A 25,783-nucleotide genomic window follows, 5' to 3' on the forward strand; every position below is an offset into this window, starting at 1 on the left:
GCCCATGTCTGCCACCCCCGGACACGCCGGGGTCCAGGTACCGCTCAGCCGCGACCAGGAACGGACCTGGTTCGTCGACCAGATGAGCAGTTCGTCGTCCGACTACCTCATCCCGCTCCGTCTGCACTTCGCCGGCCCGCTCGACCGTGACGCCCTGCGCCGTGCGCTGGAGGCCCTGGTGGCCCGTCACGAGGTGCTGCGCACCGGCGTGCTGGCCGCGGAGGCGGGACCGGTGGGCATGGTCCGCCCGGTCGGCCTGTTCCGGCTGCGGGAGACGGAGGTCGGTGACGCCGGGGCGCTGGAGGCCGCCCTCGCCGCGGAGGCGGCGACCCCGATGGACCTGGCCACCGAGCTCCCCGTGCGCGCCCTGCTGATCCGGCACGGCGCCCGCGAGCACACCCTGGTCCTCACGCTCCACCACGTCGCCGCCGACGACTGGTCGTGCGCCCTCGTCTACGACGAACTGGCCGCCGACTACACGGCCTTCACCACCGGCGCCCCCTCCCCCGTCCCCCCGCCCGCGGAGCCGTACCGCGTCGTGGCGGCCGGCCTCGACGCCCGCGCCGCCGAGGCCGGGCGGCCCGGGAACCCCGGGCTCGAACACTGGCGCGAGACGCTGGCCGACCTCACCGCGTTCGAACTGCCCGCCGACCGTCCGCGGCCCGCCGTACGGGCGGGCCGGGGGGCGACACGGACCGCGTTCGTGCTGCCGCCGAACGTCGCCGAGCCGCTCACCGCGCTGGCCCGCTCCGCGGGAGCCACACCCGCGATGCTGCTGAGCGCCGCCGTCCAGGCCGTCCTGTACCGCAGCACCGGGCGGCAGGACGTCACCACCGGCACCACCTACGCGCGGCGCGACGACCCGGCGACCGAGCGGCTGCTGGGCCTGCTCATCAACATGCTGCCCCTGCGCGGCCGGCCGGGCCCGCGGCTGACGTTCCGCCGGTTCGTCGAGGAGTTCCGGGACGTGGCGCTCGACGCGTTCGAGCACGCGGAGGTGCCCTTCGACCGGCTGGTGGAGGAGAGCGCCCCCGAACGCGACCCGTCCCGCACCCCGCTGTTCCAGATCCTCGTCAACTTCCGTACCGGCCGCCGTCGTTCGCCCCGGATGCCGGACCTGACCGTGACCGACCTCCCGATGCCGTACCACGGCGCCAAGTACGACCTCTGCGTCAGCTTCGAGCAGGGCGCCGCCGGGCTGTGGTGCGGGGTGAACTGGGACGTCGACCTGTACGACGACGCCACCGTGGAGCGGCTCGGCACCTGGCTGGAGCGGCTGTTGCGGCACGTCGCCGAGGCTCCCGACACGCTGCTGGACGACATCCCGCTGCTGTCCGGGCCCGAACAGGACGCCCTGCGCGCGCTGGTGCTGCGTCCGGCCGTCGACACGCCCGCGCAGACCCTGCACGAGCTGGTGGCCCTCAGTGCCGCCGCCCGGCCCGACGCGGTCGCCCTGGTCGACGCCGACGGCGCCACGACGAGCTACGCGGCCCTGGAGGCGGCGGCGAACGCCGTCGCCCGTCGGCTGACCGCCCACGGGGTCGGCCCGGACGTGCCGGTGGGCCTGCTGATCGACCGGTCGGTGGCGATGGTCGTCGGTCTGCTCGGCATCCTCAAGGCGGGCGGCGCCTACCTGCCGATCGAGACGGCCACGCCCGCCGCCCGGATCGTCACCCTGCTCACCGACGCCGGCGCGCCGGTCTGCCTGATCGGCGGCGAGCACGCCGACACGGTCACCGCCGCGGGCGCCGTCCCGCTCCGCGTCGACCCCCGGGAGGCGGCGGCGCCCCCGTCCGTGACCGTCCACCCCGACCACCTGTGCGCGGTCTACTACACCTCCGGCTCGACCGGCCGCCCCAAGGGGGTGGCCTGCACCCATCGCGGCTGGGTCAACCGCATGGCGTGGATGCAGCACAGGCACGGCCTGCGCCCCGGCGAGACGGTCCTGCACAAGACGACCCTGCCGTTCGACGACGCCGCCGTCGAGATCCTCTGGCCGCTGATCACCGGCGGTACGGTCGCGCTGCTGCCGCCCGGGCTGCACCGCGACCCGCGCGCCCTGGTCGACGCGACCGTGCGCCACCGCGCCGTCCACGTGCAGTTCGTCCCCAGCGTCCTGGACCTCTTCCTGGAGGAACTCACCCCCGCCGACACCGCCGCGCTCCGCCGCGACCTGCGCAGCGTCCTCTCCAGCGGCGAGGCCCTGCGCCCGGTCCTCGTGGAACGCTTCCGCGCCGCGTTCGGCGACGCGGTCAGCCTGGACAACACCTGGGGCGCCACCGAGGTGTCCATCGACTCCACCTTCCACGTCTGCGGTCCCCGGGACACCCACGGGAGCGGCGCGGTCAGCCTCGGACGGCCCATGGACAACAACGAGGTCATGGTCCTCGACCACCGTCTCGCCCCGCTGCCGCCCGGCGTCCCCGGCGAGCTGTGCATCGCAGGGACCGGTCTGGCCCGCGGCTACCTGGGCGATCCCGCCAAGACCGCCGGCGCCTTCGTCCCGCACCCCTACCGGCCAGGCGAGCGGGTGTACCGGACCGGGGACCGCGGCCGGATGCACCCGGACGGCTCCTTCACCTATCTGGAGCGGATGGACCGCCAGGTGAAGGTGCGCGGTGTCCGGGTGGAGCTGGGCGAGGTCGAGGCCGCGCTGCGCGAGCACCCCTCGGTGACGGACGCCGCGGTGGTGACCCGCCGCGCCGCCTCCGGCGACCTGCGCCTGGCCGCCTACGCCGTCCTCGACGGCGGGGCGACCTCCGTGCGCGAGTTGCGCGAGCACCTGTCCACGCGGCTGCCCGGGTACGCCGTGCCCACCACGCTCACCGTGCTGCCCGCGCTGCCCCGTTCGGCCAGCGGCAAGCTCAGCCCCTCGCTGCTGCCCGATCCCGACCCCGCGGACCACGAGACGGACGAGTACGTCGCGCCCCGCGACGAGACCGAGAGGACCGTCGCCGACATCTGGGCCGAGGTGCTGTCCGTGCCCCGGATGGGCGTCCTCGACGACTTCTTCTCCTTCGGCGGCCACTCGCTGATCGCCACCCGGGCCGTCAACCGGATGCGGCAGGTGTTCGACGTCCCGCTCCCGCTGAGCGTGATCTTCGAGCGGCCGACCGTCGCCGGAACGGCGGAGTACATCCACGACATGATCCTGGCCGAGATCGAGGCGCTCTCCGACGACGAGGCGCACCGGCTCCTCGCAGACCTCTCCCCGGCCACCAGCCCCTCGGACAACGAACGAGGTACGACGCGATGAAGACTCCTCTGCTGTACGAGGCGTTCCTTGAGCACGCCCTGCGTACCCCCGACGAGCCGGCGCTGCTGTGGGCGGACGGCACCCTGACCTACGGCGAACTGGAGCGCCGCTCGGCCCTGCTGGCCCATCGGCTGGTGGCCGCGGGGAGCGGACACGGCTCGCTCGTCGGGGTCTGCGTCAGCCGTGGCCCCGCACTGCCCACCGCCCTGCTCGCCGTGATGCGGGCCGGAGCCGCCTGGGTGCCGCTGGACCCGTCCTACCCGCAGGACCGGCTGGAGTACATGCTGCGCGACTCCGGTGTCTCCCTGGTGATCGCCGACGAGAGCGCGGCACGCCGGCTGCCGGGGGACGTCCGCGTGCTGGCCCCGGACGCCGCCGGCTCCACCGCCCCGGTCCCCCTGGACGCCGCGGGCCCCGGCGATCTCGCCTACGTCATCTACACCTCCGGCTCCACCGGAAAGCCCAAGGGCGTCCTGGTCGAGCACGGCAGCGTCGCCGCCACGATCGCCGGGATGCGGACCGAGTGGGGGGTGGGGACGGGCGACCGCGTCCTGCAGTTCGCGCCCTCCAGCTTCGACGCGTCCGTGCTGGAGACCGGTGTCGCCCTGACCGGCGGCGCGACGCTGGTCCTGGCCGATTCCGAGAGCGTGGTGCCGGGCCCCGGTCTGGTGGAGCTGATGGACCGTCTCGGAGTGACCTTCACCCTGCTGCCGCCGTCGGTGGTCGCCGCGCTCCCCGACGCCGAACTCCCCGCGCTGCGCACCCTGGTGTGCGGCGGGGAGGCGCTGCCCGCGGAGATCGTGGCCCGCTGGAGTCCGGGCCGGCGCGTCTTCAACGCCTACGGGCCGACCGAGATCTCCATCGTGGCCACCACGGGCGAGGTGACCGGTTCCGCGACACCCGACATCGGACGACCGCTGCCGGGTGTGCGCATCGACCTGCTCGACAAGGCGGGGCTGCCGGTGGCGCCCGGCGAGATCGGTGAACTCGTCGTCTCCGGCGCCGGGGTGACGCGCGGCTACCTCGGCCGGCCCGCCCTGACCGCGGAGCGCTACGTCCCCGTCGCGGACGGCCGCGCCTACCGCACCGGCGACCTCGCCCGCCGTCTGCCCGACGGCCGCTACCTCTACGCCGGGCGCGCCGACCACCAGGTCAAGATCCGGGGCTTCCGCGTCGAGCCGGGCGAGATCGCCGAGGTGCTGCGCGCGCACCCGGCGGTCTCCGACGCCGTCGTCGTCGCGCGGGGCACCGTCCTGGTCGGCTACGTGGCCACCCCGGACGCCGAGGCACACCCCGCCGACCTGCGGGCCTGGTGCGCGCGTACCCTGCCCGCGCACATGGTGCCCTCCACCATGGTCGCGCTGCCCGCGCTGCCCCTGACGCCGAGCGGCAAGGTGGACCGGGAGGCGCTGCCGTCGCCGTACAAGTCCGAGGTGAGTCAGGGCGACGAGCCGGCCACCCCCACCGAGGCCGCGGTCGCCGCCCTGATGTCGGAACTGCTCGGCGGCACCCCGGCCGGCGCCACCGACGACTTCTTCCAACTGGGCGGCCACTCCCTGCTCGTCGGGCGTCTCGCCGCCCGCATCCGCACCGACCTCGGCACCGACATCCCGCTCTCCCACCTCTTCCGCCTCGCCACCCCGCGCGAGATCGCCGCGCTCGTCGACAGCGGCGCTCCCCTCGACGACGCGGCGACCGTGCCCGCACCGCCGCCGATGCGGCACGCGGACCGTTCCCGGCCCATCCCGCTGTCCTTCCCACAGGAGCGGGTCTGGTTCCTCGAACAGCTCTCGCCCAGCAACCAGGCGTACCGGATGCAGGCCACGCTGACCCTGCGCGGCGTCCTGGACATGACCGCGCTGCGGGCCGCCCTCACCGAGCTGGTGCGCCGGCACGAGATCCTGCGCACCGCGTTCCGCGAGGTCGACGGGGTGCCCGTGCAGTGCCCGGTCGAGATGGACGCGATCGACATCGAGGTGCCGCTGGTGGACCTCTCCGGCCTGTCCGAGGAGGAACGGGAGCGCGCGTGGCAGGAGTTGTCGGCGCGGGAGCAGGCCCAGCCGTTCGACATGGAGAAGCCTCCGCTGGCCCGCTGGGTCGTGACCAAGGACGCGCCCGAGGCGTACCGGCTGATCCATGTGGAGCACCATCTGGTGCACGACGGCTGGTCGTTCGCGGTCTTCGTCGGTGAACTGACGCGTCTGTACTCCGTGTTCGCCGAGGGCGCGGCGGCTCCGCCGGAGCCGCGGTTCCAGTTCGCCGACCTCGCCGCCTGGCAGCGGTCCTGGCTGGACGGCCCCGTCATGGACCGCTACCTCGGTCACTGGGCGCGGGTTCTGGACGGGGCCCCGCCCGCCCTCGAACTGCCCACCGACCGGCCCCGCCCGCCGGAGTTCACCTTCCGCGGCGACGTCGTACGGGTGACCCTGGAACCGGACGAGTACAAGCGGCTGCGCGAGGGGGCCAGGAAGTTCGGCGTCACCCTCTACTCGACGATGCTGACCGCGTTCGCCGCCCTGCTGTCGCGGTACGCGGACCAGACCGACTTCGTGCTGGGCGTCGGGGTGGCCAACCGCAGGCTCGCCGAGGCCGAGCGGCTGATCGGGATGATGGTCAACACGGTGCCGCTGAGGGTCCGTCTGGAGGACGACCCGACGTTCCGGCAGCTCCTCGCGCGGGTCCACGACACGGCGGTGGAGGGGTACGCGTGGCAGGACGTGCCGCTGCAGAAGCTCGTCAAGGCCGTCGCCCCGGCGCGTGACCTCTCGCGCAACCCGCTGTTCTCGGCGATGTTCAGCTTCCACGACTCCGCCGTCCCCGACCTGGACTTCGCCGGACTGCGCGGTGAGGTGCGCATGGAGCACAACGGGTCGGCGAAGGCGGACCTGAACATCGTCGCGATCCCGCGCGCCGAGCAGCGGGTGGGCAAGCGCCCCAGCAGCGAGGACGACGCGCTGACGATCATCTGGGAGTACGCCACCGACCTCTTCGACGCGGACACGATGCGCAGCATGGTCCGCGCCTACCTCGACCTGCTGCGCGCCGCGCTCGACGAGCCCGACCTGCCGGTGTCCCGGTTCCCGCTGACCGGGGCGGCCACGGCGAGCACCGCCGAGGCCGGGGCCGCCGAGGCCACGGTCGTGGACCTGGTGGAGCGGTACGTCACGGAGCGCCCGGACGCGCCGGCCGTCAGGACGCACTCCGGCTCCGTGACCTACCGCGAACTGGGCCTGCGCGCCGACCGTCTGGCGGAGGCTCTGTCCCGGCAGGGGGCCGGCCCCGGGCACCCGGTCGCGCTGCGGCTGGACCCCGGCGCGGACCTCGTCGCCGCGCTGCTGGCCGCCGCCCGTACCGGTGCCCCGGCGCGGGTGCTGGCGCCCGGCGCCGAACCGGCGGCCACGGAGACCCTCTTCACCGGGACGCCGGCGACGGACCCGGCGGTCGTGCCGGACGGCCGGGAGACGCGCTTCCGGCCGTCAGGGGACGACGTCCTGGCCCTGGTCGGCGAGACGGGGATCACCCGCGGTGCGCTCACCGGCGCCCTCGGCGCCCTCGACGGCCTCGGCTTCGGTGCGGGGCAGGTCCTCCAGAGCGCCGCGGCCGACAGCGCGCTCTTCCTGCTCCAGGTGTGGACCACGCTGGCCCGCGGCGGCACGCTCGTCGTCCCGGAGACAGCGCCGCACTCCCCCGCCGCGCTGGCCGGGCTGCTGGCCGGCCGTCAGGAACCGTTCTCCGCGCTGCTCCTGCCCGACACCACCGTCACCACGCTGCTGGCCCACCACCGTGACGCCCTGGCCGGGGGCGCCGAGGCGGTCCTCGTCCTCGGTCCCGACCTGGACCCGACCGCGCTGCGGGAGCCCGTCGCTGTCCGCCTCGCGGCCGGGTTCGGGACCGCCGAGGTGCCGCTGGCGCTGTACCGGCCGCTCGGCCCGGCCCCGGAACCCGCCGCGGTCGTCGTACCGGTCGGTCACCCGGTGCCCGGTGTCACGGCCGCCGTGCTCGACTCCCGCGGGGAGCCGCTGCCCGCCGGGGTCCCCGGTGAACTCCACCTCGCCCACGGCGACGCCTCCGGGCTCGTACCCACCGGCCACCGGGCCCGGCACACCGTCCACGACGGCTTCGAGATCCTGGGCACGGCCGGGTCCTGGCCGACCGTCTCGGGCTTCCGCGTCGCGCCCTACGAGACCCGCACCCGCCTCACCGCCCACCGCCAGATCGCCGAGGCGGCCGTCGTCACGGCCGACGGCGAACTCCACGCCTACCTCGTGCCGCGCACCGGCTCCGCCGTCCCCGACGGCGACGAACTGATCGATTTCCTCTCCGAGTCCCTGCCCGACTACCAGATCCCCGCCCGCTTCACGGCGGTGCCCACCCTGCCCGTACGGCCGGACCGCCCTCTCGCGCCACAGCCCACCGGCCGCGCGTGACCCGCACCGGCGCCCCCATCCACCAACCCTGAGGGAAGCCATGCTGCACGACATGTCCACAGGCCCGGCCGGGACGGCGGTCCGTGTCCGCGGAGCCCACCACAGCGTGGGCCACCACGGAGAGATCCTCCAGGGCGTCTTCGAGTCCGACGGACGCCTGCGCCGGGCCCTGATCACCCTGCCCTGCCCCCTCTACGAGTCCCACGCCGTCTTCGAGCCGTCCGACACCGCGACCGGGATCGTCATGCGTGACCCGTGGCGGACCAAGGCGCGCAAGGCCGCCGAGCTGACCCTGCGCTCGCTCGGCGGCGTGCCCGCCGGCGGAACCCTCAGTCTGACCAGCAACATCCCGCCCAGCCGCGGTTTCGGCTCGTCCACGGCGGACGTCGTGGCGACCATCGGCGCCGTCTACGAGGCCGCCGGTCGCCGCCCCAGCCCCGCGCAGTACGCCGCCCTGGCCGTCGCGGCCGAGACCGCGTCCGACGCGCTCATGTACCCGCACCGGACCGTCCTGTTCGCGCACCGCGAGGGCGAGGTCATCGAGGACATGGGCGGGCCGCTGATGCCGCTGGCCGTGCTGGGCTTCGGCACCAGCGCGGACAGCCTGGGCACCGACACCCTCACCCTGCCGCCCGCGCGCTACTCGGTGTGGGAGATCGAGGCGTTCCGCCCCCTGCTGGGCACGGTCCGCCGCGCCATCCGCGTCGGCGACGTCGCCCTGCTCGGCAGGGTGGCCACCGCCAGCGCCAGGATCAACCAGCGCCACCTTCCGGTCCCCGGGCTCACCGACCTCCTGCGGGTCAGCGAGGCGGTGGGCGCGGCCGGGCTCCAGGTCGCGCACAGCGGCGACGTGGCCGGTCTCCTCTTCGACCCCGCCCTGCCCGACCTCGCCGCCCGCACCGACGGCGCCCGCAAGCGCCTGGCCGCCCTGGGCATCGACGACACCTGGCACTTCACGACGACATGATGAGAACGGAGAGCATGCGATCATCCACTCTGCCCGCGGCCAGTGCGTCGGTCGTCGAGGCGACCGTCCTGCCGCGGCTCATACGGATCGGCCCCAACCTCTGCGTGGCCGCGTTCACCCTGATGAAACTGCTCCCGGCCCGCTTCATGATCGACCGGGCCGAGCAGCGCGGCGAACTCGCCCCCGGCACCACGGTCCTGGAGACGTCCTCGGGCACCTTCGCCCTGGGGCTCGCGATGGTGTGCCGGCTGCGCGGCTACCCCCTGATCATCGTCGGCGACCCCGCCATCGAACCGGCGCTTCGCCGCAGGCTGGGCGAACTGGGCGCCCGGGTCGAGATCTGCACCGAGCCCAGCCCCAACGGCGGGTTCCAGCAGGCCCGCCTCGACCGGCTGGAGGAACTGCGGGCCCTGCACCCCGACCACTACGTCCCCGGCCAGTACCACAACCCCGACAACCCCAACGCCTACGCCGCCGTGGCCGAGCAGATCGCGGAGACCGTCGGAGCCGTGGACTGCCTGGTCGGACCGGTCGGTTCCGGCGGGTCGACCGGAGGCACCGCGGCCTTCCTGCGGCTGCTCCAGCCGCAGATGCGCCTGATCGGCGTGGACACCTCGCCCAGCGCCATCTTCGGCCAGGTCGACGGGCCTCGGGTGGTGCGCGGCCTCGGCAACAGCCTGGTCCCGCCCAACGTCAGCCACGACGCCTACGACGAGGTGCACTGGGCGGGCCCCGCGGAGGTCTTCCGGGCCACCCGTGAACTGCACGCCCTGCACGCCCTCTACATGGGCCCCACCAGCGGCGCGTCCTTCCTGGTCGCCCGCTGGTACGCCGAACGCAACCCCGACGCGCAGGTGGTCGCGTTCCTGCCGGACGAGGGGCACCGGTACCAGGAGACGGTCTACCAGGACGAGTGGCTGGCCGAGCGGGGTCTGCTCGACGCGCCGGCCGCCCCCGCTCCCCGCACCGTCACCGACCCGCACGACGCCGTCGGAGGGTGGGCGCGCATGCAGTGGCGCCGCCGCTCCCTGGACGACGCCACACGCGACGGCGCCGGCCGCTCCGGCCCCGCACCCGTGGAGGACCTGTGACCGATCCCTTCCTGGTCCTGGTGGAGTCCAACACCTCCGGCACCGGCCCCCTGTTCGCCCGGCGCGCCCGGGATCTCGGTGTCCGGCCGGTGCTGCTCGCCGAGGACCCGGCCCGCTACGGCTACGCCCGAACCGAGGAGATCGCCGTGGTCGAGGCCGACACGTCGAGCGCCGACTCGGTCCTCGACGCCATCGCCTCGCTCGACGCGGGTCCCCCGGCCGGGGTGACCACCAGTTCCGACTACTTCGTCTCCGTCGCCGCCGAGGCCGCGCGCGCTCTCGGCCTGCCGGGACCCGACCCGCAGGCGGCGATCCGCTGCCGGCACAAGGGCCGTCAGCGGGCCGCGCTCGCCGCGCGGGGCGTGCCGGTGGCCGCCCAGACCCTGGTGACCGACGCCGACGCGGCCCTCTCCGCCGTACGGCACACCGGACTGCCGGCGGTCCTCAAGCCCGCCGACGGGTCCGGCAGCACCGGGGTGCGGCTGTGCGGCAGTCTCGCGGAGGCCGCCGAGCACGCCGCCGTCCTGCTGGCCCGCACCCACAACGAGCGCGGCATCCCGACCGTGCCCGGTCTCCTCGTCGAGGAGTACGTGGTCGGGCCGGAGTTCTCGGTCGAGGTGTTCGGGCGCACCCCCGTCACCGTCGTGGGCAAACACCTCGGCGCCGCCCCCTACTTCGTCGAGACCGGGCACGACGTCCCCGCTCCGGTGCCGGACACCACGGCACGGGCGCTGGCCGACACGGCCGTGGCCGCGGTCGAGGCGCTCGGCCTCGGGCACGGCGCGGCCCACGTCGAACTGCGCCTGGCCGCCCGGGGCCCCGTGGTCATCGAGGTCAACCCGCGGCTCGCGGGCGGCATGATCCCCGAGCTGGTGCGGACCGCCCTCGGCATCGACCTGGTCGGCGCCCAGGTCGGGGCGGCCCTCGGCCACCGCCCCGACCTGGCGGCCCGCTCCGCGCACCACTCCAGTCTCCGCTTCCTCGTGGTCGACGAACCCTCCGTGCTCGGCGAGCCGTCCGCCGCCCTCGACGCCCCGCTTCCCCACGTCACGGCCACGGTCCTCACCGGGGCCAGGGACGTGCCGCTCGCACCGCGGCACGACCACCGCGACCGGGTCGGCCACGCCGTCGCCACCGCCCCCGACGCCCCGACCGCCGCACGGGCCGCCGACGCGGCCCTGACCCTGCTGCGCACCTCCCTGCGCGCCCGAACCGCCCCGGAGGACACCGCATGACCGTCTCCGTCACCGGACGTCTGTCCTCCGCCGTGACACCGGCGGCGGCGGGCATCCTCTTCGACCGGCACCTCCGGGTCCCTCCGGACCCGGTGGCCGCCGAACTGAGGCCCACCAGCGAGGTGGACCGCGCCCACGTGGTCATGCTCACCGAGCGGGGGGTCATCGAGCGCGCGACCGCCGCCCGGCTGCTCTCCGGCATCGAGGAACTCCGCGCCGCCGACTTCGCCCCCCTGCGTCATCTGCCCGCGCCCCGCGGCCGCTACCTCGCCTACGAGGGCTACCTCGTGGACACCCTGGGCGAGGAGACCGGCGGCGTCCTGCACAGCGGCCGGTCCCGCAACGACCTCAACGCCACCGTCCTCAGGCTCCAGTTGCGGCGCCCCTACGACCGGCTGCTGACCGAGACCGACACGCTGGGCCGGGTCCTCGTGGAGCGGGGCCGCCGCTGGAGCACCACCGTCATGCCCGCGTACACCCACCACCAGCCCGCCGTCCCCATCACCTACGGCCACTACCTCGCCGGGGTGGCCGCCGCTCTCGTACGGGACATGGACCACCTGGAGCACGCCGGACGCGAACTGGGCGAGAACCCGCTCGGCGCGGGCGCCATCGGGGGGACCACCCTGCCCGTCGACCCTGCGCGCACCACCGAACTGCTGGGGTTCACCGCGCCCCTCACCAACTCCCTGCACGCGGTGGCCTCGCGGGACGTGGTGCTACGGCTGCTCGCCGCCTGCACCGTCCTCGGTGTGCTCCTGACCCGGACCGCGCACGACCTGCAGTCCTGGACCAGCGCCGAGAACCCCCTGCTCCTGCTGCCCGACGACCTGGTCGGCAGCAGCTCGATGATGCCGCAGAAACGCAACCCGTTCCTGCTGGAGAACGTCCAGGGCAAGGCGACCGCCGCGCTCGGCGCGCTCACCGCGGCGACCGCGGCGATGTCGACGGCGCGCTACACCAACGCCATCGCCGTCGGCACCGAGGCGGTCGGTCATCTGTGGCCGGCCCTGGAGGCCACCACCGACGCCGTGGTGCTGCTGCGGCTCATGTTCGAGGGCGCGGAGCCCGACCCCGGCCTCATGCTGCGGCGCGCGACGGACGGGCACACGGCGGCCACCGCGCTGGCCGAGCGCCTGGTCGTGGCGGGGGTGCCGTTCCGCACGGCGCACCACACGGTGGGCGAGATCAGCACCATGGCCCTCGCGACCGGCCGCACCTTCGAGGACACCGCCGCCGCACACCTCGGCGACCGGCCCCGGGCCCTGCTCGACGCCCTGGACCCGGCGTCGATCGCCGCCACCGCGGGCAACGGAGGCGGCCCCGCCCCGGCGTCCGTGACCGCGGCCCTCGACGACTCCGACGCCGAGTTTGACCGGCTCGCCGCCGCCGCGGAGGCCCGCCGCGCCCACTGGGCGACCGCCGAACGCAGCCTCGGCGACGCCGTGTCCGCCTTGATCCGCCGACCGTGAGGGAGCCCGACCCATGAGCCACGTCGTTGAACTGCGCAGTGACACGTTCACCCTGCCCACCCCCCACATGCTCGACGCCGCCAGGGCGGCCCGCCTCGGCGACGACGTCTACGGCGAGGACCCGACCGTACGGGAACTGGAGGAGCTGTCGGCGAAGCTGCTGGGCAAGGCGGCCGGGGTGCTGATGCCCAGCGGCACGATGGCGAACCTCGCCGCGCTGCTCACCCACAGCCCGCGCGGCGGCAAGGCCGTCGTCGGCGCCGAGTCCGACATCTACGTCTACGAGGCGGGCGGCGCCTCGGTGTTCGGCGGCCTCGTCTACGAACCCGTCCCCGCCGCCGCGGACGGCACCCTGCCACTGGCCGCGGTGGCGGACGCCCTCGAGGTCGACCGGGAGGACCCGCAGTTCGCGCTGCCCGCGGTGCTCTGCCTGGAGACGCCGAACAACCGTCTCGGCGGGATCCCCCTCGACACCGGCTACCTCGCGGCGGCCGGCGCCCTGGCCCGCGCGCACGGCGTCGCCCTGCACCTGGACGGGGCCCGCGTGTTCAACGCGGCCCTCGCCCTCGGTGTGCCGGCCGCCGACATCGCCGCCCCGGCGGACACCGTCCAGTTCTGCCTGTCCAAGGGGCTGTCCGCCCCGATCGGGTCGATGCTCGTCGGGGACGAGGAGTCCATCGCCGACGCCCGCCGGTACCGCAAGATGCTCGGCGGGGGGATGCGTCAGGCCGGCATGATCGCGGCGTGCGGGATCGTCGCCCTGACCGGGATGATCGACCGGCTCGCCGACGACCACGCGCACGCACGCCGGCTCGCCGACGGTCTCGCCGGGATCCCCGGACTGCGCCTGGACGCCGAACCCCCGCGCACCAACATGGTGTTCTTCACCGTGGACACCGACCGCACCGCCCACACCACCGACTCCCTCATCGAGGGGGCGCGCGCCCACGGCGTGCACCTCGCGGAACTGGGGCGGGGCCGCATCCGCGCAGTCACCCACTCGGGGGTCTCCGCCGCCGACGTCGACCGGGCCGTGACGGTGCTCGCGGACGTCATGGCCGCCGCGCCCGGGGCCCGGTGGTGAGCGAGCAGGTCACCGCGCCCCCGCCCCCGTCCGCCGCGCTCCGCGACCACCACGCGTTCCGGTTGTTCTGGGCGGCGGAGACGGTCAGCCAGTTCGGCACGTACGTCGGCAACGCGCTGCTGCCGCTGCTGGCCGCCACCACTCTGGCGGCGACCCCGCTGGAGATGGGCCTGCTCAGCGCCGCGGAGACGACCGGCTACCTGCTGATCGGGCTCCCGGCGGGGGTGTGGGTGGCCCGGGCCCGGCAGCGGCAGCTGATGCGGCGCGCCAACACCGGCCGGGCGCTGCTGCTCTGCACGATCCCGGTGGCCTGGTGGGCCGGCCTGCTGACGGTCGGCCAGTTGATCGCCGTGGCCCTGCTCTGCGGTGTCCTCGCCGTCCTGTTCGACGTCGCCTACCAGTCCCACCTCCCCGCCCTGGTCGGCCGCGACCGTCTCCTCCAGGGCAACGCCCGGCTCCAGTCCAGCCAGTCCCTCGCCCAGATCAGCGGGCCCGGCGTGGGCGGCGCGTTCGCCCAGTTCGCCGGGCCCGCCCTGCCGGTACTGGCCACGGCCCTCGGCTATCTGACGTCGACCCTGCTGCTGCGCCGGGTCCGTGAGCCGGACCCGGCGCACCCCGCCGAGGGCACCGACCGGCGGCTGCCCGCCGAGATACGCGCCGGACTGCGGTTCCTGGTCCGCAGCCGCACGCTGCTGGCCATCACCGCCTGCACGGCCACCGCGAACTTCTTCGCCGGGGTGCTCAGCGCCGTGCAGGTCCTCTTCCTGACGGGGGTGCTCGGCCTCTCCGGGTCCGCCGTCGGGGCCGTCCTGAGCGTGCTGGGCCTGGGCGGGGTGCTCGGGGCGCTCTCGGCGTACCGCGTCGTGCGCCACGTCGGCCAGGCCCGCGCGGTGTGGCTGGTACCGCTGGTCACCTTCCCGGCCCTGCTGCTGGTGCCGCTCGCGGGCCGCGGGGTGCTGCTCGTCCCGGCCCTCGCCGGGTTCCTCGTCACCGGGTACGGCGTCGTCGTGTACAACGTCGCGCAGGTCAGCTACCGGCAGGTGGTGTGTCCCGAGGCGATGCTGGCCCGGGTGAACGCATCGGTGCGCTTCGTCGGTTTCGGCGCGATGACCGTGGGCGCCCTGGCCGGAGGCGTGCTCGGCGGGTCGGCGGCCGGGATCAGGGGCACCCTGTGGATCGCGGCCTGCGGCACCTGCCTGGCCGCGGTGTGGGTGGTGTGCTCACCGCTGCGCGGGATGCGCGACTTCGCCGGCCCGGGGGTGGATGGGGCCGGTGGTGGTGCCGAGCGGGGCGCTTGACCGGCCGCGGGTGCGGGCGAGGATCTCGGCGACGATGGACACCGCCGTCTCCTGCGGGGTCGTGGCGCCGAGGTCGAGCCCGATCGGCGAGTTCAGCCGGGCGAGGGCGTCGGGCCCGACCCCTTCCGCACGCAGGAGTTCGAGGCGGCGGGCGTGGGTGCGGCGCGACCCCATGGCGCCGACGTAGCCGAGCGGGCGCCGGAGCGCGTCGCGCAGCAGCGGGATGTCGAACCGGGGGTCGTGGGTGAGCACGCACACCACGGTGCGTTCGTCGGTGGCGGTGGCGGCGAGGAACCGGTGCGGCCAGTCGGTGACGACGCGGTGCGCGTGGGGGAACCGCTCGGCAGTGGCGAAGACCGGCCGGGCGTCGCACAACGTGACGTGGTAGCCGAGGAAGCGGCCCGCCTGGGTGAGGGCGTCGGCGAACTCCACCGCTCCGAAGACGAGCATCCGCGGGGCGGGTCTGCGGGTGTGCACCAGCGCCTCGGCACCGGAGCAGTCGGCGCCCTCGGGGGTGCGCACGAGCCCGGTGACGCCGGTGCGGTGGACGCCGGCGGCGAGCGCGGCCAGACGCGGCGGCACCGGCCCGGCGGGAGCGGGCGTCCCGTCGTCGGACAACGGCAGGACGCGGCCCGCCAGCGTCGGGTCGGCGCTCCGGGTGATCTGCAGCAGCCCCACGGTCCGCCCCTCGGCCACCGCGGTGAGCGTGGCCGCCAGGTGGTACCGGTCGGCCGGGTGGACGCGCTGGACGTGGACGCGGATGCCGCCGCCGCACATCAGGCCGGCCGCCCAGGCGTCGGTGTCGGAGGAGTCGAAGTGCGCCTCCTCCGGGATTCCGTCCTCGTCCAGTTGCTGACGGCACAGCTCGTGGACGGCCGCGTCCACGCACCCGCCGGAGACACTCCCCGCCACCCGCCCGTCGGCGTCGACGGCCATGGACGTGCCCACCGGCAGCGGTGTGCTGCCGGTGGCATCGATCACCGTCGCCACGGCGAAGGGGCGGTCGGCGCGGCACCAGACGGCAAGGGCGGGGGCGATGTTCAGCACGGGGGGCTCTCCTCGTACGCGGTGCTCGTGGGGCGGGCGGGCCGGATCAGCGGGCCGCGGTCACGGCCGGGGCCCCGCGCCCGGCCGGTACCGGCGGTGGACGCGGAGCCCCGGTGGTCACCCGGCGGACCGCGGGCGCAGCAGACTCAACCGGGGTACGGCGGCGGGGTCCTGGCAGTCGAGGCGGGCCGTGCCGCCGACCGGGAGGGTGACCATCGGGTCGGCGTGGCCCAGCGGGAGGCCCGCGGCCACGGGCAGGCCCTCCGGCAGGATCCGCAGCAGCGTCTCGTCGTGCCCGGCGAATCCGGAGGACGTCGGCCGCGGACCGCTGATCCGGCTCAGGACCACACCGGCCGCCCGGTCGAGGACACCGGCCAGCCGGAACTGCTCCAGGCGCGCCCAGAACTCGTCCGGGGCCATGCCGTCTGCCTCCAGGAACAGGATCGAGCCGGGGGCGGGTTCGGGCCACAGGGGGGTGCCGAGCAGCAGCCCGAGCACCAGGAGGGAGCCTCCCCACAGGGGCCCCTCGGCCGTACCGGTTCGCAGGGCGCGGGGCGGCTGTGCGCCGCTGTTGCCGTGGCGGCGGCGGTCGTCCTCACGGTCCCAGAAGAGGTTCTCGTCCGACCAGTCGCCCGCCGTCGGCACCGTCCGCTCGGTCCAGGGGTGCCGCGCGCCCAGCAACTGGTCGAACTCGGTCTCGGTGGTTTCCCAGGGGCCGTCCGCCTCGCCCCATTCGGAGACGACCATGGGGCCGTGGAAGGCGATCAGTCCGGACCGGTGGGGCACCAGGTTGACCAGGGAGGTCAGGTCGCTGTAGCCGACGAGCGGCTTGCCCGCGCGGCCGATGCGGTCGAAGTCCAGGTGCGGGAGGACGGGGGTGAGCGTCCAGCCTCCGACGGCGGCGATGACGCCGTCGGTCTCCTCCAGGAGCGTGTGCAGCTCCTCGGCGAGCGCGGCGGGCGGCAGGGTGCCCGGGCCCTGTGCGGACCGGCAGGAGTCGCCGACGACGACGGCGTGTCCGCGTCGGCGCAGCGCGGCGAGGCCCCGGGCGAACCGGCGCGGGAAGAGGACCGGGGCCGGGGAACTCGGGGCCCACACGCCCAGTGTGGCGTTCGCGGGCAGTGCGGCGGGCCAGCGCGCCGGCGTGGCGCCGCCGGGCGCGGCCGGGGTCGTGTTCGGTTCGGTGGTCGTGGTCATGCGGTCGCTCCGATCTCCTCGTCGCGGCGGTCGGGGCCGGCGGTCCACTCCTCGTGGCCGCGCAGGGCCAGGTGGTCGAGGAGGCCGTCGACGGTCAGGGTTCGTTCCGGTTCACCCGTGCCGCGCGCACCGCGCAGGCGGACGGTCCCGCTCCCGGCGGCGTCGCGGCCCACGACCACCCGCCAGGGCACGCCCACCGAGTCGGCGAAGCGCATCCGGCTGCCCATGGAGGCGCCGTGCCGGTCGTCGAGGACGACGCTGACGTCGGCGTCGAGGAGGGTCCGGTAGACCCGCTCGGCCGCTTCCGTCGTGCCGGGGTCGCGGCCCTGGACGGTCACCGTGACGTCGAAGGGCCGCACCGCGGCGGGCAGGGCGATGCCCTCGGCGACGCGGTGCTGTTCCAGCAGGGCCAGCACGCAGCGTTGGACGCCGATGCCGTAGGTGCCCATCACCGGGGTCCGCACCTGGTTGTCCTCGTCGCGGAAGCGGACGTCGAAGGCGGGGGTGTGGGTGTAGCCGTAGCCCATGGCGACTCCGCCCTGGGGGATGTCGTCCTCGGCGCTCCTGGGGCGCGCGGCGTCGCGGTGGTAGGGGATGGTGCGGCTGCGGGGACGGTCGCCGCGGGCGTAGGGGAAGATGAACTCGAAGCCGCCGGTGGCCTCGTCGCGGACCAGTTCGGCGCGCAGCCGCAGGCGGTCCAGGACCTTGCGGACGGTGCGCTGGGCGTGCGCCGCGCTGGCGAGGTACGCGGTGTGGTCGGTGTCCAGGCTGGCGAACAGACAGCACTGGAACTGGCGGGAGTTGTAGATGCTCTGCGGCCGGTCGCGGAACCGGAAGATCTCCCGGAACTCGAACAGCCGCATGGGGAGATGCCGGTGGGAGGCGAGGCCCGCCGAGCCGATCCAGCTCAGCAGGGGTTCCTCGCTGGTGGCGGCGAGGGTGTACTGCTCGAACGGGGCGCTGAAGCCGATCAGTTCGCCGCCGAACCGCTCCAGCCATCCGGCCGGCGCGAGGGTATCGACGCGGTGGACGGCGGGTCCGCGGAACTCGGCGTACCCGGCGCGTTCCATCTCTCTGCGGACGACCTGCCGGATGTGGGTGACCAGGCGCTGGCCGATCGGGGCGAACCAGGGGAATCCGGCGTCGGTGAAGCGGGCCAGTCCGAGGTGGTGCGCGAGGTCGGCCTCGGTGTCGTCGGGATCGGGAAGAGGAGCGCCCAGCAGTTCGCTGTGCGGGATCCTGCTCAGTCTCATCGGTACTCCGGTACGGGCGTAGGGATCCGGTGGGCCGCCAGCAGGTCCAGGACGCGCCAGGGCGGCAGATGGCGCTCGGTGAGGCGGACGCCGAGGTGGGCGAGCGCGTCCTCCACGGCGCCCACCACGGCCGAGGGGGCCAGGACCGCGCCGCCCTCCCCGAGGCCGCGGAAGGGCACGTCGCCGGTCCGCCGGGACTCCAGGTGGACGACGTCGATCGCCGGAGCGGTGCGGGTGGTGGGCAGCAGGTACTCGGTGAGGTCGCGGGAGAGCTGGGCGCCGTCGGGTCCGTACCCCGACCGTTCCTGGAGCACGGTGCCGATGCCCTGCACGGCGCCGCCGCGCAGTTGTCCGTCCGCGATCGCCGGGTTGATGATGCGTCCGCTGTCCGCGACGACGAGGTAGCGGTCGACGGCGACCGTGCCCAGTTCGGGGTCCACCTCGACCCAGCAGCAGTGGGTGGCCTCCGCCCAGCCGGTCTCCTCGCTGTCGAAGACCTCGCTCACGTCGAGCCGCGCCCGTTCCCCTTCCGCGGCGACGCACGCGGCGGCCAGGTCGGCGACCGTGCCCACGGTGCGTCCGTCGCGTCGGTCGACGACCTTCCCGGCGACGACGTCCAGGTCCAGAGGGACGTGCCCGGTGCGGCGCCCGACGGCCGTCAGCAGGTTGGCCCGCAGGGTGCGGGAGGCGCGCAGCACTCCCCCGCCCGCGAGGGCCGCCGCCCGGCTCGCGCCGGTCCCGGCCAGGCTGTAGGGCACGCGGTCGGTGTCCCCGTGCACGACGTCGACCTCGTCCAGCGGCAGGCCCAGGGTGGTCGCGGCGATCTGCCCGAGCGTGGTGACATGGCCCTGGCCGTGCGGGATCTGTCCGGTCCTGATCTGCGCGCGGCCGTCGGGGCCGAAGAGGACCCGGACGGGTTCGGGACCCATGTGGGCGCCCATCGCCTCGTGCAGACTCCACGGGCCGGGCGCGGGTTCCAGCAGGGTCGCGACGCCCAGTCCGAGCAGCCGCCCCTCCGTGCGGGCCGCGGCCTGCCGGGCGCGGAACTCCTCCACGGCGGCCTCCTGCCGGGCCCGCCACAGGGTCGAGCCGAGTGCGGGGACGTCGGTGAGCCGGGCGCCGGTGATCATGCGTGGATCGGGGCCGTCCACCGGCGCGAGGTGCCGCAGCCGGTAGTCGGCGGGTTCCTCGCCCACCGCGCGGGCGATCAGGTCCATGGTGCGTTCGGCGGCGAACGTCGCCATCTCCCAGGGGCCGCGGTAGGCGACGTACGGGGTGCGGTTGGTCAGGGTGAGGCGGCCGGTGAACTCGTAGGCGGGCACCCGGTAGGCGTTCGGGATCAGGCAGCCGACGATGGCGACGAAGACGGCGCTGGCGACCGGGGGCACGGGGTAGGCGCCCTGGTCGACGACGAGATCGGCGCGCAGGGCGAGCAGTTCGCCGTCGGCCCCCAGGGCCGCCTCGACGTCGATCTCCTCGCCCCGGGCCTGTCCGGCGGCGATCAGGTGTTCGCGGCGGTCCTCGATCCAGCGGACGGGGCGGCCCAGGTGACGGCTCGCCCAGCACACGGCGATGTCCTCGCGGAACACCCCGCCCTTGATGCCGAAGGAACCGCCCATGTTCGCGGGGACGCGGACCCTGACCAGGTCGAGGTCCAGGCCGAGGACGTCGGACAGGTACTGCCGGTGCGAGGTCGGCGACTGGGACGCCACGTCGTAGGTGAGCCGGCCGCTGCCGGGATCGTAGGAGGCGAGGCCGCCCCGGGGTTCGAGGGGCGCGTTCTGCACCCGCTCCTGGCGCAGCCGGTGGCGCACCACGCGGGCGGCCCGCGCGAAGGCGCCGGTCACGTCGCCGTGGACGCGGTGCTCGGTGTAGAGGACGTTGCCGTCCAGGTCGGGGAAGAGGGGCTGGTGCGCGCCGTCGGCGCCGGCTCGCGCGTCCAGGACGGGCGGCAGGTCGTCGTAGCCGACGACGACGAGCGAGGCGGCCTGCTCCGCCTCCGCCTGGCTTGTGGCCACGACCAGGGCGACGGGGTCGCCCTCGAAGCGGACGCGGTCTTCGGCGAGCGGGGTGAAGTGGGGCGCTGTGTAGCCCTCCAGGGGGCAGGCGATGGTGATCGGGTTGAGGCTGCCGCGCAGGTCGGCGGCGGTGAGGACGGCGACCGTCCCGGGCGCGGCACGGGCCGCCGCGATGTCGAGACCGGTGATGCGGGCGTGCGGACGGGTGCTGCGGACGAAGCGCGCGTGCAGGACGCCCGGACGGTCGAGGTCGGCGATGAAGCGGGCGCGGCCGTCGAGGACGGTGCGGTCCTCGGCGCGCAGGGCGCTGGTGCCGATGGAGGGGTCGGTGGTCGCGGCGGGAACGGGCGGCGTGGGCGCGCCGCCCGGCGGAGCGGGTGTCCGTGTGCGGGCCGCGGTGAGGGTGGCGCGGACGATGCTCTCGTAGCCGGTGCACCGGCACAGGTTGCCCGCGAGCCGGTGCCGGACCTGTTCCTCGGTGGGGTCGGGGTGCTCGGTGAGCAGGGCGTGGATCTCCATGAGGAATCCGGCGGCGCAGAATCCGCACTGGAAGGCGTGTTCGGCCCAGAGCACCTCGCGCAGGTGCCGCATCAGGGGGTCCCCCGGGTCCTCGGCGGTGCGGACGGGCAGCCCCTCGGCCTGCGCGGCGAGGACCGTACAGGCGCGGGCCGTACGGCCGTCGAGGAGCACCGTGCAGGAGCCGCAGACGCCGTCCTCGCAGCCGAGCCGGACGGATTTGCGGCCGAGGCAGTCGCGCAGGTGGTCGGCGAGGGTGCCGCACCGGTGCGGCTCGCCCGGGGGTGGTGCGGGGGCGGTGCCGGGTGTGCAGGTCATGGTGTCTCCCGCGTCGGTACGGGCGGTGCGTCGTGGCCGGAGCCGCTCGGTACGGGTGGTGCGCCCGCGCCGGGGCGGCGTGCCCTGGTGATCGCCTCGGTCAGCACGCGGTCCGCGAGGACCCGTACGACGTGTCGGCAGTACGCGGCGGGAGGTCCGGTGGGAGGTCCCTGCCGGTGCGGCCGTCCCGGACCGGTGGGCACGGTCTCCCCGGCGGCGGTGCCGGCGTCCCGGAGCCGGTGGGTGACGTCCACCGCGGTGGGCGGGGAGACCCGGGTGCCGACGGTGACTTCGGCCCGCAGCACGGTGCCGTCCGGTGCGGTGTCGACGACCGCGGCGACCGAGGCGACCGGCCGGCCGCCGACCGGATGGGCGACCTGGCCGAACGCGTGGCCGCTGCCCGGCCCGCGCAGGGGCAGCTCGACGGCGGTGAGGATCTCGTCGTACCGCAGTCCCGGGCCGGCGAAGAGGGACCGCAGCGCGGTCGTGCGCGCGCCGCCGGGACCGCTGACGAGGAGGCGCGCGTCGAGGGCGTACGCGGCGACGACGAGCTGGGCGGGGTGGGCCGCGTGGGCGAGGGTGCCTCCGAAGGTGCCGCGGTGCCGGACGGACGCGTGGCCCGTGCGGGCCGCGGCCTCGGCGACCAGGGGGGCGGCGGCACCGACGCGGGCGTGGGTGGCGAGGGTGTGCTGGCGGGTCATGGCGCCGATCCGCAGGAAGCCGTCGTGCTCGCCGACCCCGGTCAGCTCCCCCAGGTCGCGGAGGTCCACCAGCAGGCGGGGCGTACGGTCCCGGGACGCCAGCAGCGGGACGAGGCTCTGGCCGCCCGCCAGCGGCAGGGCCTGGCCCGGCGGGGCGTCGGCCAGGCGGGACACCGCCTCACCGAGGCGCCGGGGCGCCACGTGGGCGATCGGGGGGAGCTTCACGGACGACGACGCCTTCTCTCGGGACGGGGCCCGCACCGGAGCCCGGGGGATCCGGTGCGGCGCGGGGGTCAGGGCCTCGGGAGGACCGGGCTGGAGTCGAACAGCTCCGGCTCGCCGAGCTCGTCCGCCTCGCAGCGCACCAGGAGCTCCGTGTAGCCCATCTGGGCGAGGTTGTCGCGGAAGAGCCGCATGTAGACGGCGTACTGCTCGGCCAGGACCTCCCGGGCCTCGGCGCTCAGCTCGTCGAGGTGCGGACGGGCGAGGATGTCCTGGATGAAGGACTCGACGACCTCGTCGGAGATCCAGTCGAAGGTGTACTGCTCGCGGGAGAACGGGATGCGGCCGTCACCGAGGAAGAAGTCCAGCCAGTAGGACTCCTCCAGGGGCTCCACCGTGACCTGGATGGCGGCGGTGACGTCGGCGAGCAGCTGCTCGGAGGGCTGCTTGACGTAGTACATCGGGATGGCGGCGATGAACCCGCCCGGCTTGACCACCCGGGAGTACTCGGCGAGCGCCTTGGCGCGGTCCGGGATGAGGGAGGTGACGTTGCCGCAGAAGACCAGGTCGAAGGTGTCGTCGGGGTAGCCGGTCGCGGTGGCGTCGTTGACCTCGAAGGTGATCAGGTGGTCCACGCCGAGGCTCTCGGCGCGGCGCCTGGCCTCGGCGATGCTGCGCTCGTTGATGTCGATGGCGGTGACCCGGCAGCCCACCAGCCGGGCCAGCTCGATGGCCGTGATGCCGGTGCTGGTGCCGATCTCCAGGACGTGGCTGTCCTTGTCGAGGTGGGCTCCGACGGCCAGGTGGGAGATGGTCTTCACGCCGCCGGGCGGGCGGTTGGTCTCGCGCACGACGGAGATCAGCTCGTTGTAGTTCATCGCGCGGATCTGCTGGGCGGTCAGGTCGCCGAGGTTCATGAGGTGCTCCTTGTGAGAGGGGTGGGAGATGTCCGGGCCGAGAGGTGGAGCCGGAGGGGTCAGGGGGTGGCGGGGAGGCCGTTGGCGCGCTCCAGGAGCTGCAGGTCGCGTACGTCGGAATGGCGCAGGACCCACATGAAGAAGCGCTCCACGCCCATGCCGAAGCCGCTGGTGTGCAGGGGCTTCTCCTGCTTCATCCGCAGGTACCAGTCGTAGTCGTCGGGCGAGACGCCGTGTGCGGCGAGCGCGCCGAGGGCGTGGGCGGCGTCGGTGTGGCGTTCGCCGCAGCCGACGACCTCGCCGGGTCCGATGAGCAGGTCGGCGTTGAGGGCCTTGGCGCCGGTGGCGTCGGTGGCCTGGTAGAAGGGGACGGAGAGGTGGTCGAAGTGGGTGAGCCACACGGCGGGACCGTGCAGTTCCATGAGCCGGCGCTCTCCCGCCCTGGTGATGGTCCGCCACTGGTCGTGGAACTCGAAGTACTCCGGGTCGCCGTCGAGGGCGGTCACGGCCTCGTCGAAGGTGATCCGGGCGGTCGGCTTGGCGAGGAAGTCGGTGAGGTGCTCGACGCCGCCGGCGATCCGGGCGACGGGGCCCTCCAGCTCGCGCAGGACCGCCTCCGTCAGGTGGCGCAGGTAGGCGTCGGCCACCGCGATCACGTCGTCGAGGCCGCCGGGGATCTCGGCCTCGCTGTGGAAGAACTGGCTGAGGTGGGTGGCGTCGGTCTCCTCGCCGCGGAAGCTCGGCATGAGGTAGTAGCAGCCCCGGTCGGCGATGCGGCAGCCGTACTCCAGGAGGAACTGCATGGAGTCGGCGAGGTAGGTGGGGACGCCGAAGAGGTCCACCTGGACCGGCAGCGAGTCGCTGCCCAGGCCCATCGGCGAGGAGATGGAGGAGGTCGTGACGGGGAGGTGGAGCGCCTTGACCTGCCGGGCCCGCCAGAACGCGGCGGTCTCGTAGTTCACCAGGTCCTGGAGGTCGACCAGGGAGGTGTACAGCGGGTCGTCCAGGATCCGCAGGAAGCGCGGCAGTGCCTCGGTGAGCGGCCCCCGCGGCGGGCGTGAATCGACTTTCGACATACCGTGGACCTCCAGTTTTTCGCGCACGCCCGTCGGGGACGGGATCGAGGAAGGGGCCGTCGGCCACGGGGCGGTTGGTCCTCGCTCCGGCGGCCTTTCGACTGATCGCAGCCTGGCACCCGGCGATTCCCGTTCCGTTGCCGTTCGTTCCGTGGCCACCGCCGGGTGCGCGGGACGCAGGGAAAGCGATGGGTACGGCGTGGGGCGCGGCCCTCCCGCGCCGGGCCGCGGGGAGCGCACCGCGTGGGCTCCTGATCCCGGCTCAGCCGAGGGCGGCGAGCCAGGTCTCCACGAGGGAACGTTCCAGGAGGCGCTTGCGGAAAACGCCGCTGCAGCGGAGTTCGTCGCCGGTGTCCGAGATCCACAGGCTGAGGTCGAACATGGCGTCGGACAGCGTCGGTACGCTCAACTGCCCGCGCACGCCTTCCAGTTCGAGGCGCATGACGGGGTTCCCCGAGATGAAGACCGACCGGCGTTCGTAGGCGAACTCCCCGTTCCCGGCGCCGCCGTTGCCCACCGCGTCCCGGATCACGTCGAAGGGGACGCCCTGGTGGCGCAGGGTCCACAGCACGCTCTCGCGTACCGCCTCGGCCATGGCGGTCAGGTCGGCGGACCGCGGTTCCCGCACCGTGACGGGCAGGACGCTGACGAAGTTGCCGAGCACGTCCCGGGCGGCGGGCACGAAGCGTCCGGGCAGCGGGGAGAAGAAGGAGAGGCCGGGACCCAGCACGCTGGGGCGCATCGCGTGCAGCAGCTTGGCGGTGGCCAGCATGAAGCTGGACACCGACAGTTCGGCGGCCTGTCGGACATGTCGTTCGTAGGCGGCGCCGGTGAGGACGGTGGCGGCCTGCTCGCCCTCCGGGGTGCACTCCGTCCAGGACAGGGGCCGGGCCAGCACCATGTCGGGGATGCCGTCGGGCAGTCGCCGGCGCCACGCGTCGCAGAGTTCGTCGCGGGCCGCGCCGGCCAGGGCACGGCGTTCGGCGGCGGCGACCCGGGCCAGGGAGGCACGGGGCCGGACGCGGTCGGTTCCGGTCGTCTCACCGTCGCGGTACGCGGCGGACAGGTCGTCGAGGAAGCGGGCGTAGGAGATCCCGTCGCAGACCGTGTGATCGGCCGTGACGACCAGGACGCAGCCCTCCCCGCCCGGGTGCCGCACCAGGGCGGTCCGCAGCAGGCGCCCGTCGCGCAGGTCGAAGGGCCTGGTCATCTCGGCGTCCGCGAGACGGCGGGCGGTCGCCCGGGTGGACTCCCAGTCGGCGGCGACCGGCTCGACGAGGTCCACCCGCGGACGCCAGGCCGTCTCGCGGTACTGGGGTCCGCGGCCGGGGTCGACCCGGTAGCGGTGCGCGAGCGCGGGATTGAGGACCACGGCACGCGCCAGCGCCCCCTCCAGACGGGGCACGTCGATGTCGACGCCGGGGAACGCGAAGAGGAAGCAGGTCAGGTTCTCCGACGGCAGGGAACCGTCGTCACGGAGCTGGTGGCGCAGGCCGATGCTCATCCGGTGCGGGACGCCGCGCCAGAGATCGGGCGAGGCGTCGGCGGGGGCATCGGCGCGGGCGTCGGCCGGGACTTCGGTAAGCGTTTCGGCCGGGACTTCGGTAAGTGCTCCGGCCGGGACTTCGGCCGGGACTTCGGCCGGGACTTCGGCCGGGACTTCGGCGGGTCGGGCGGTCAACGGAACT

At 74.6% G+C, this 25,783-nt stretch carries 16 protein-coding genes; 8 read left to right on the plus strand and 8 right to left on the minus strand.

Features of this window, described 5'->3' with window-relative positions:
• Positions 1-4 precede the first annotated feature (4 nt).
• From ACGF5O_RS09900 to ACGF5O_RS09935, 8 genes are read left to right on the plus strand one after another with little or no spacing between them, the layout of a single operon-like run.
• Positions 5-3,256, plus strand: coding sequence for an amino acid adenylation domain-containing protein (locus tag ACGF5O_RS09900; protein WP_393809391.1), 3,252 nt, complete (start codon positions 5-7; stop codon positions 3,254-3,256).
• On the plus strand, positions 3,253-7,683 hold the full coding sequence (locus ACGF5O_RS09905; RefSeq protein ID WP_393809392.1) for an amino acid adenylation domain-containing protein: 4,431 nt from the start codon (positions 3,253-3,255) through the stop codon (positions 7,681-7,683). The genes ACGF5O_RS09900 and ACGF5O_RS09905 overlap by 4 nt, the downstream gene beginning before the upstream one ends.
• Positions 7,684-7,735: 52 nt before the next feature.
• Entirely contained in the window at positions 7,736-8,650 is a 915-nt protein-coding gene (locus ACGF5O_RS09910; RefSeq protein ID WP_393809393.1) for a GHMP kinase, read from the plus strand.
• A gap of 14 nt (positions 8,651-8,664) precedes the next feature.
• Positions 8,665-9,741, plus strand: a complete 1,077-nt coding sequence (locus ACGF5O_RS09915) for a pyridoxal-phosphate dependent enzyme (RefSeq protein WP_393809394.1) — start codon at positions 8,665-8,667, stop codon at positions 9,739-9,741.
• Complete coding sequence (locus ACGF5O_RS09920; protein WP_393809395.1) at positions 9,738-10,976, plus strand: ATP-grasp domain-containing protein; 1,239 nt, start codon at positions 9,738-9,740, stop codon at positions 10,974-10,976. Before ACGF5O_RS09915 ends, ACGF5O_RS09920 begins: the two co-directional genes overlap by 4 nt.
• Complete coding sequence (locus ACGF5O_RS09925) at positions 10,973-12,448, plus strand: argininosuccinate lyase (protein ID WP_393809396.1); 1,476 nt, start codon at positions 10,973-10,975, stop codon at positions 12,446-12,448. Before ACGF5O_RS09920 ends, ACGF5O_RS09925 begins: the two co-directional genes overlap by 4 nt.
• 13 nt (positions 12,449-12,461) lie before the next feature.
• Positions 12,462-13,532: a GntG family PLP-dependent aldolase gene (locus ACGF5O_RS09930; protein WP_393809397.1), complete on the plus strand. Its 1,071-nt coding sequence runs from the start codon at positions 12,462-12,464 to the stop codon at positions 13,530-13,532.
• Complete coding sequence (locus ACGF5O_RS09935) at positions 13,529-14,830, plus strand: MFS transporter (protein WP_393809398.1); 1,302 nt, start codon at positions 13,529-13,531, stop codon at positions 14,828-14,830. The genes ACGF5O_RS09930 and ACGF5O_RS09935 overlap by 4 nt, the downstream gene beginning before the upstream one ends.
• On the opposite strand, the gene ACGF5O_RS09940 is transcribed toward ACGF5O_RS09935, so the two are convergent.
• The 8 genes from ACGF5O_RS09940 to ACGF5O_RS09975 form a co-directional block, all read right to left on the minus strand.
• Positions 14,753-15,877 carry an XdhC family protein gene (locus ACGF5O_RS09940; protein ID WP_393809399.1) on the minus strand — a complete coding sequence of 375 codons (1,125 nt, stop codon included), beginning with the start codon at positions 15,875-15,877 and terminating at the stop codon, positions 14,753-14,755. The two genes, ACGF5O_RS09935 and ACGF5O_RS09940, sit on opposite strands and share 78 nt — an antisense overlap.
• A 117-nt stretch (positions 15,878-15,994) precedes the next feature.
• Positions 15,995-17,074, minus strand: coding sequence for an LD-carboxypeptidase (locus ACGF5O_RS09945; protein ID WP_393809400.1), 1,080 nt, complete (start codon positions 17,072-17,074; stop codon positions 15,995-15,997).
• Positions 17,071-18,327, minus strand: coding sequence for a His/Gly/Thr/Pro-type tRNA ligase C-terminal domain-containing protein (locus ACGF5O_RS09950; RefSeq protein ID WP_393809401.1), 1,257 nt, complete (start codon positions 18,325-18,327; stop codon positions 17,071-17,073). Before ACGF5O_RS09950 ends, ACGF5O_RS09945 begins: the two co-directional genes overlap by 4 nt.
• Complete coding sequence (locus ACGF5O_RS09955; protein ID WP_393809402.1) at positions 18,324-21,179, minus strand: molybdopterin-dependent oxidoreductase; 2,856 nt, start codon at positions 21,177-21,179, stop codon at positions 18,324-18,326. Before ACGF5O_RS09955 ends, ACGF5O_RS09950 begins: the two co-directional genes overlap by 4 nt.
• Entirely contained in the window at positions 21,176-22,105 is a 930-nt protein-coding gene (locus ACGF5O_RS09960; RefSeq protein ID WP_393809403.1) for an FAD binding domain-containing protein, read from the minus strand. The genes ACGF5O_RS09955 and ACGF5O_RS09960 overlap by 4 nt, the downstream gene beginning before the upstream one ends.
• A gap of 68 nt (positions 22,106-22,173) precedes the next feature.
• Positions 22,174-23,019, minus strand: a complete 846-nt coding sequence (locus ACGF5O_RS09965) for a class I SAM-dependent methyltransferase (protein ID WP_350790012.1) — start codon at positions 23,017-23,019, stop codon at positions 22,174-22,176.
• A gap of 59 nt (positions 23,020-23,078) precedes the next feature.
• Positions 23,079-24,095, minus strand: coding sequence for an amino acid--tRNA ligase-related protein (locus ACGF5O_RS09970; protein WP_393809404.1), 1,017 nt, complete (start codon positions 24,093-24,095; stop codon positions 23,079-23,081).
• Positions 24,096-24,357: 262 nt separating this feature from the next.
• Positions 24,358-25,776: a condensation domain-containing protein gene (locus ACGF5O_RS09975; RefSeq protein WP_393809405.1), complete on the minus strand. Its 1,419-nt coding sequence runs from the start codon at positions 25,774-25,776 to the stop codon at positions 24,358-24,360.
• Positions 25,777-25,783: the final 7 nt, after the last annotated feature.

Source organism: Streptomyces sp. NPDC048291 (assembly GCF_043201715.1).
Classification (GTDB): domain Bacteria; phylum Actinomycetota; class Actinomycetes; order Streptomycetales; family Streptomycetaceae; genus Streptomyces.

What these genes read in the sequence shown, in the direction of transcription:
- ACGF5O_RS09900 (WP_393809391.1), top strand. Translation starts at nt 5, where the DNA reads ATGTCTGCCACCCCCGGACACGCCGGGGTCCAGGTACCGCTCAGCCGC.
- ACGF5O_RS09925 (WP_393809396.1), top strand. Translation starts at nt 10,973, where the DNA reads ATGACCGTCTCCGTCACCGGACGTCTGTCCTCCGCCGTGACACCGGCG.
- ACGF5O_RS09950 (WP_393809401.1), bottom strand. Translation starts at nt 18,327, where the DNA reads ATGAGACTGAGCAGGATCCCGCACAGCGAACTGCTGGGCGCTCCTCTT.
- ACGF5O_RS09965 (WP_350790012.1), bottom strand. Translation starts at nt 23,019, where the DNA reads ATGAACCTCGGCGACCTGACCGCCCAGCAGATCCGCGCGATGAACTAC.
- ACGF5O_RS09970 (WP_393809404.1), bottom strand. Translation starts at nt 24,095, where the DNA reads ATGTCGAAAGTCGATTCACGCCCGCCGCGGGGGCCGCTCACCGAGGCA.
- ACGF5O_RS09910 (WP_393809393.1), top strand. Translation starts at nt 7,736, where the DNA reads ATGTCCACAGGCCCGGCCGGGACGGCGGTCCGTGTCCGCGGAGCCCAC.
- ACGF5O_RS09905 (WP_393809392.1), top strand. Translation starts at nt 3,253, where the DNA reads ATGAAGACTCCTCTGCTGTACGAGGCGTTCCTTGAGCACGCCCTGCGT.
- ACGF5O_RS09945 (WP_393809400.1), bottom strand. Translation starts at nt 17,074, where the DNA reads ATGACCACGACCACCGAACCGAACACGACCCCGGCCGCGCCCGGCGGC.
- ACGF5O_RS09930 (WP_393809397.1), top strand. Translation starts at nt 12,462, where the DNA reads ATGAGCCACGTCGTTGAACTGCGCAGTGACACGTTCACCCTGCCCACC.
- ACGF5O_RS09915 (WP_393809394.1), top strand. Translation starts at nt 8,665, where the DNA reads ATGCGATCATCCACTCTGCCCGCGGCCAGTGCGTCGGTCGTCGAGGCG.
- ACGF5O_RS09955 (WP_393809402.1), bottom strand. Translation starts at nt 21,179, where the DNA reads ATGACCTGCACACCCGGCACCGCCCCCGCACCACCCCCGGGCGAGCCG.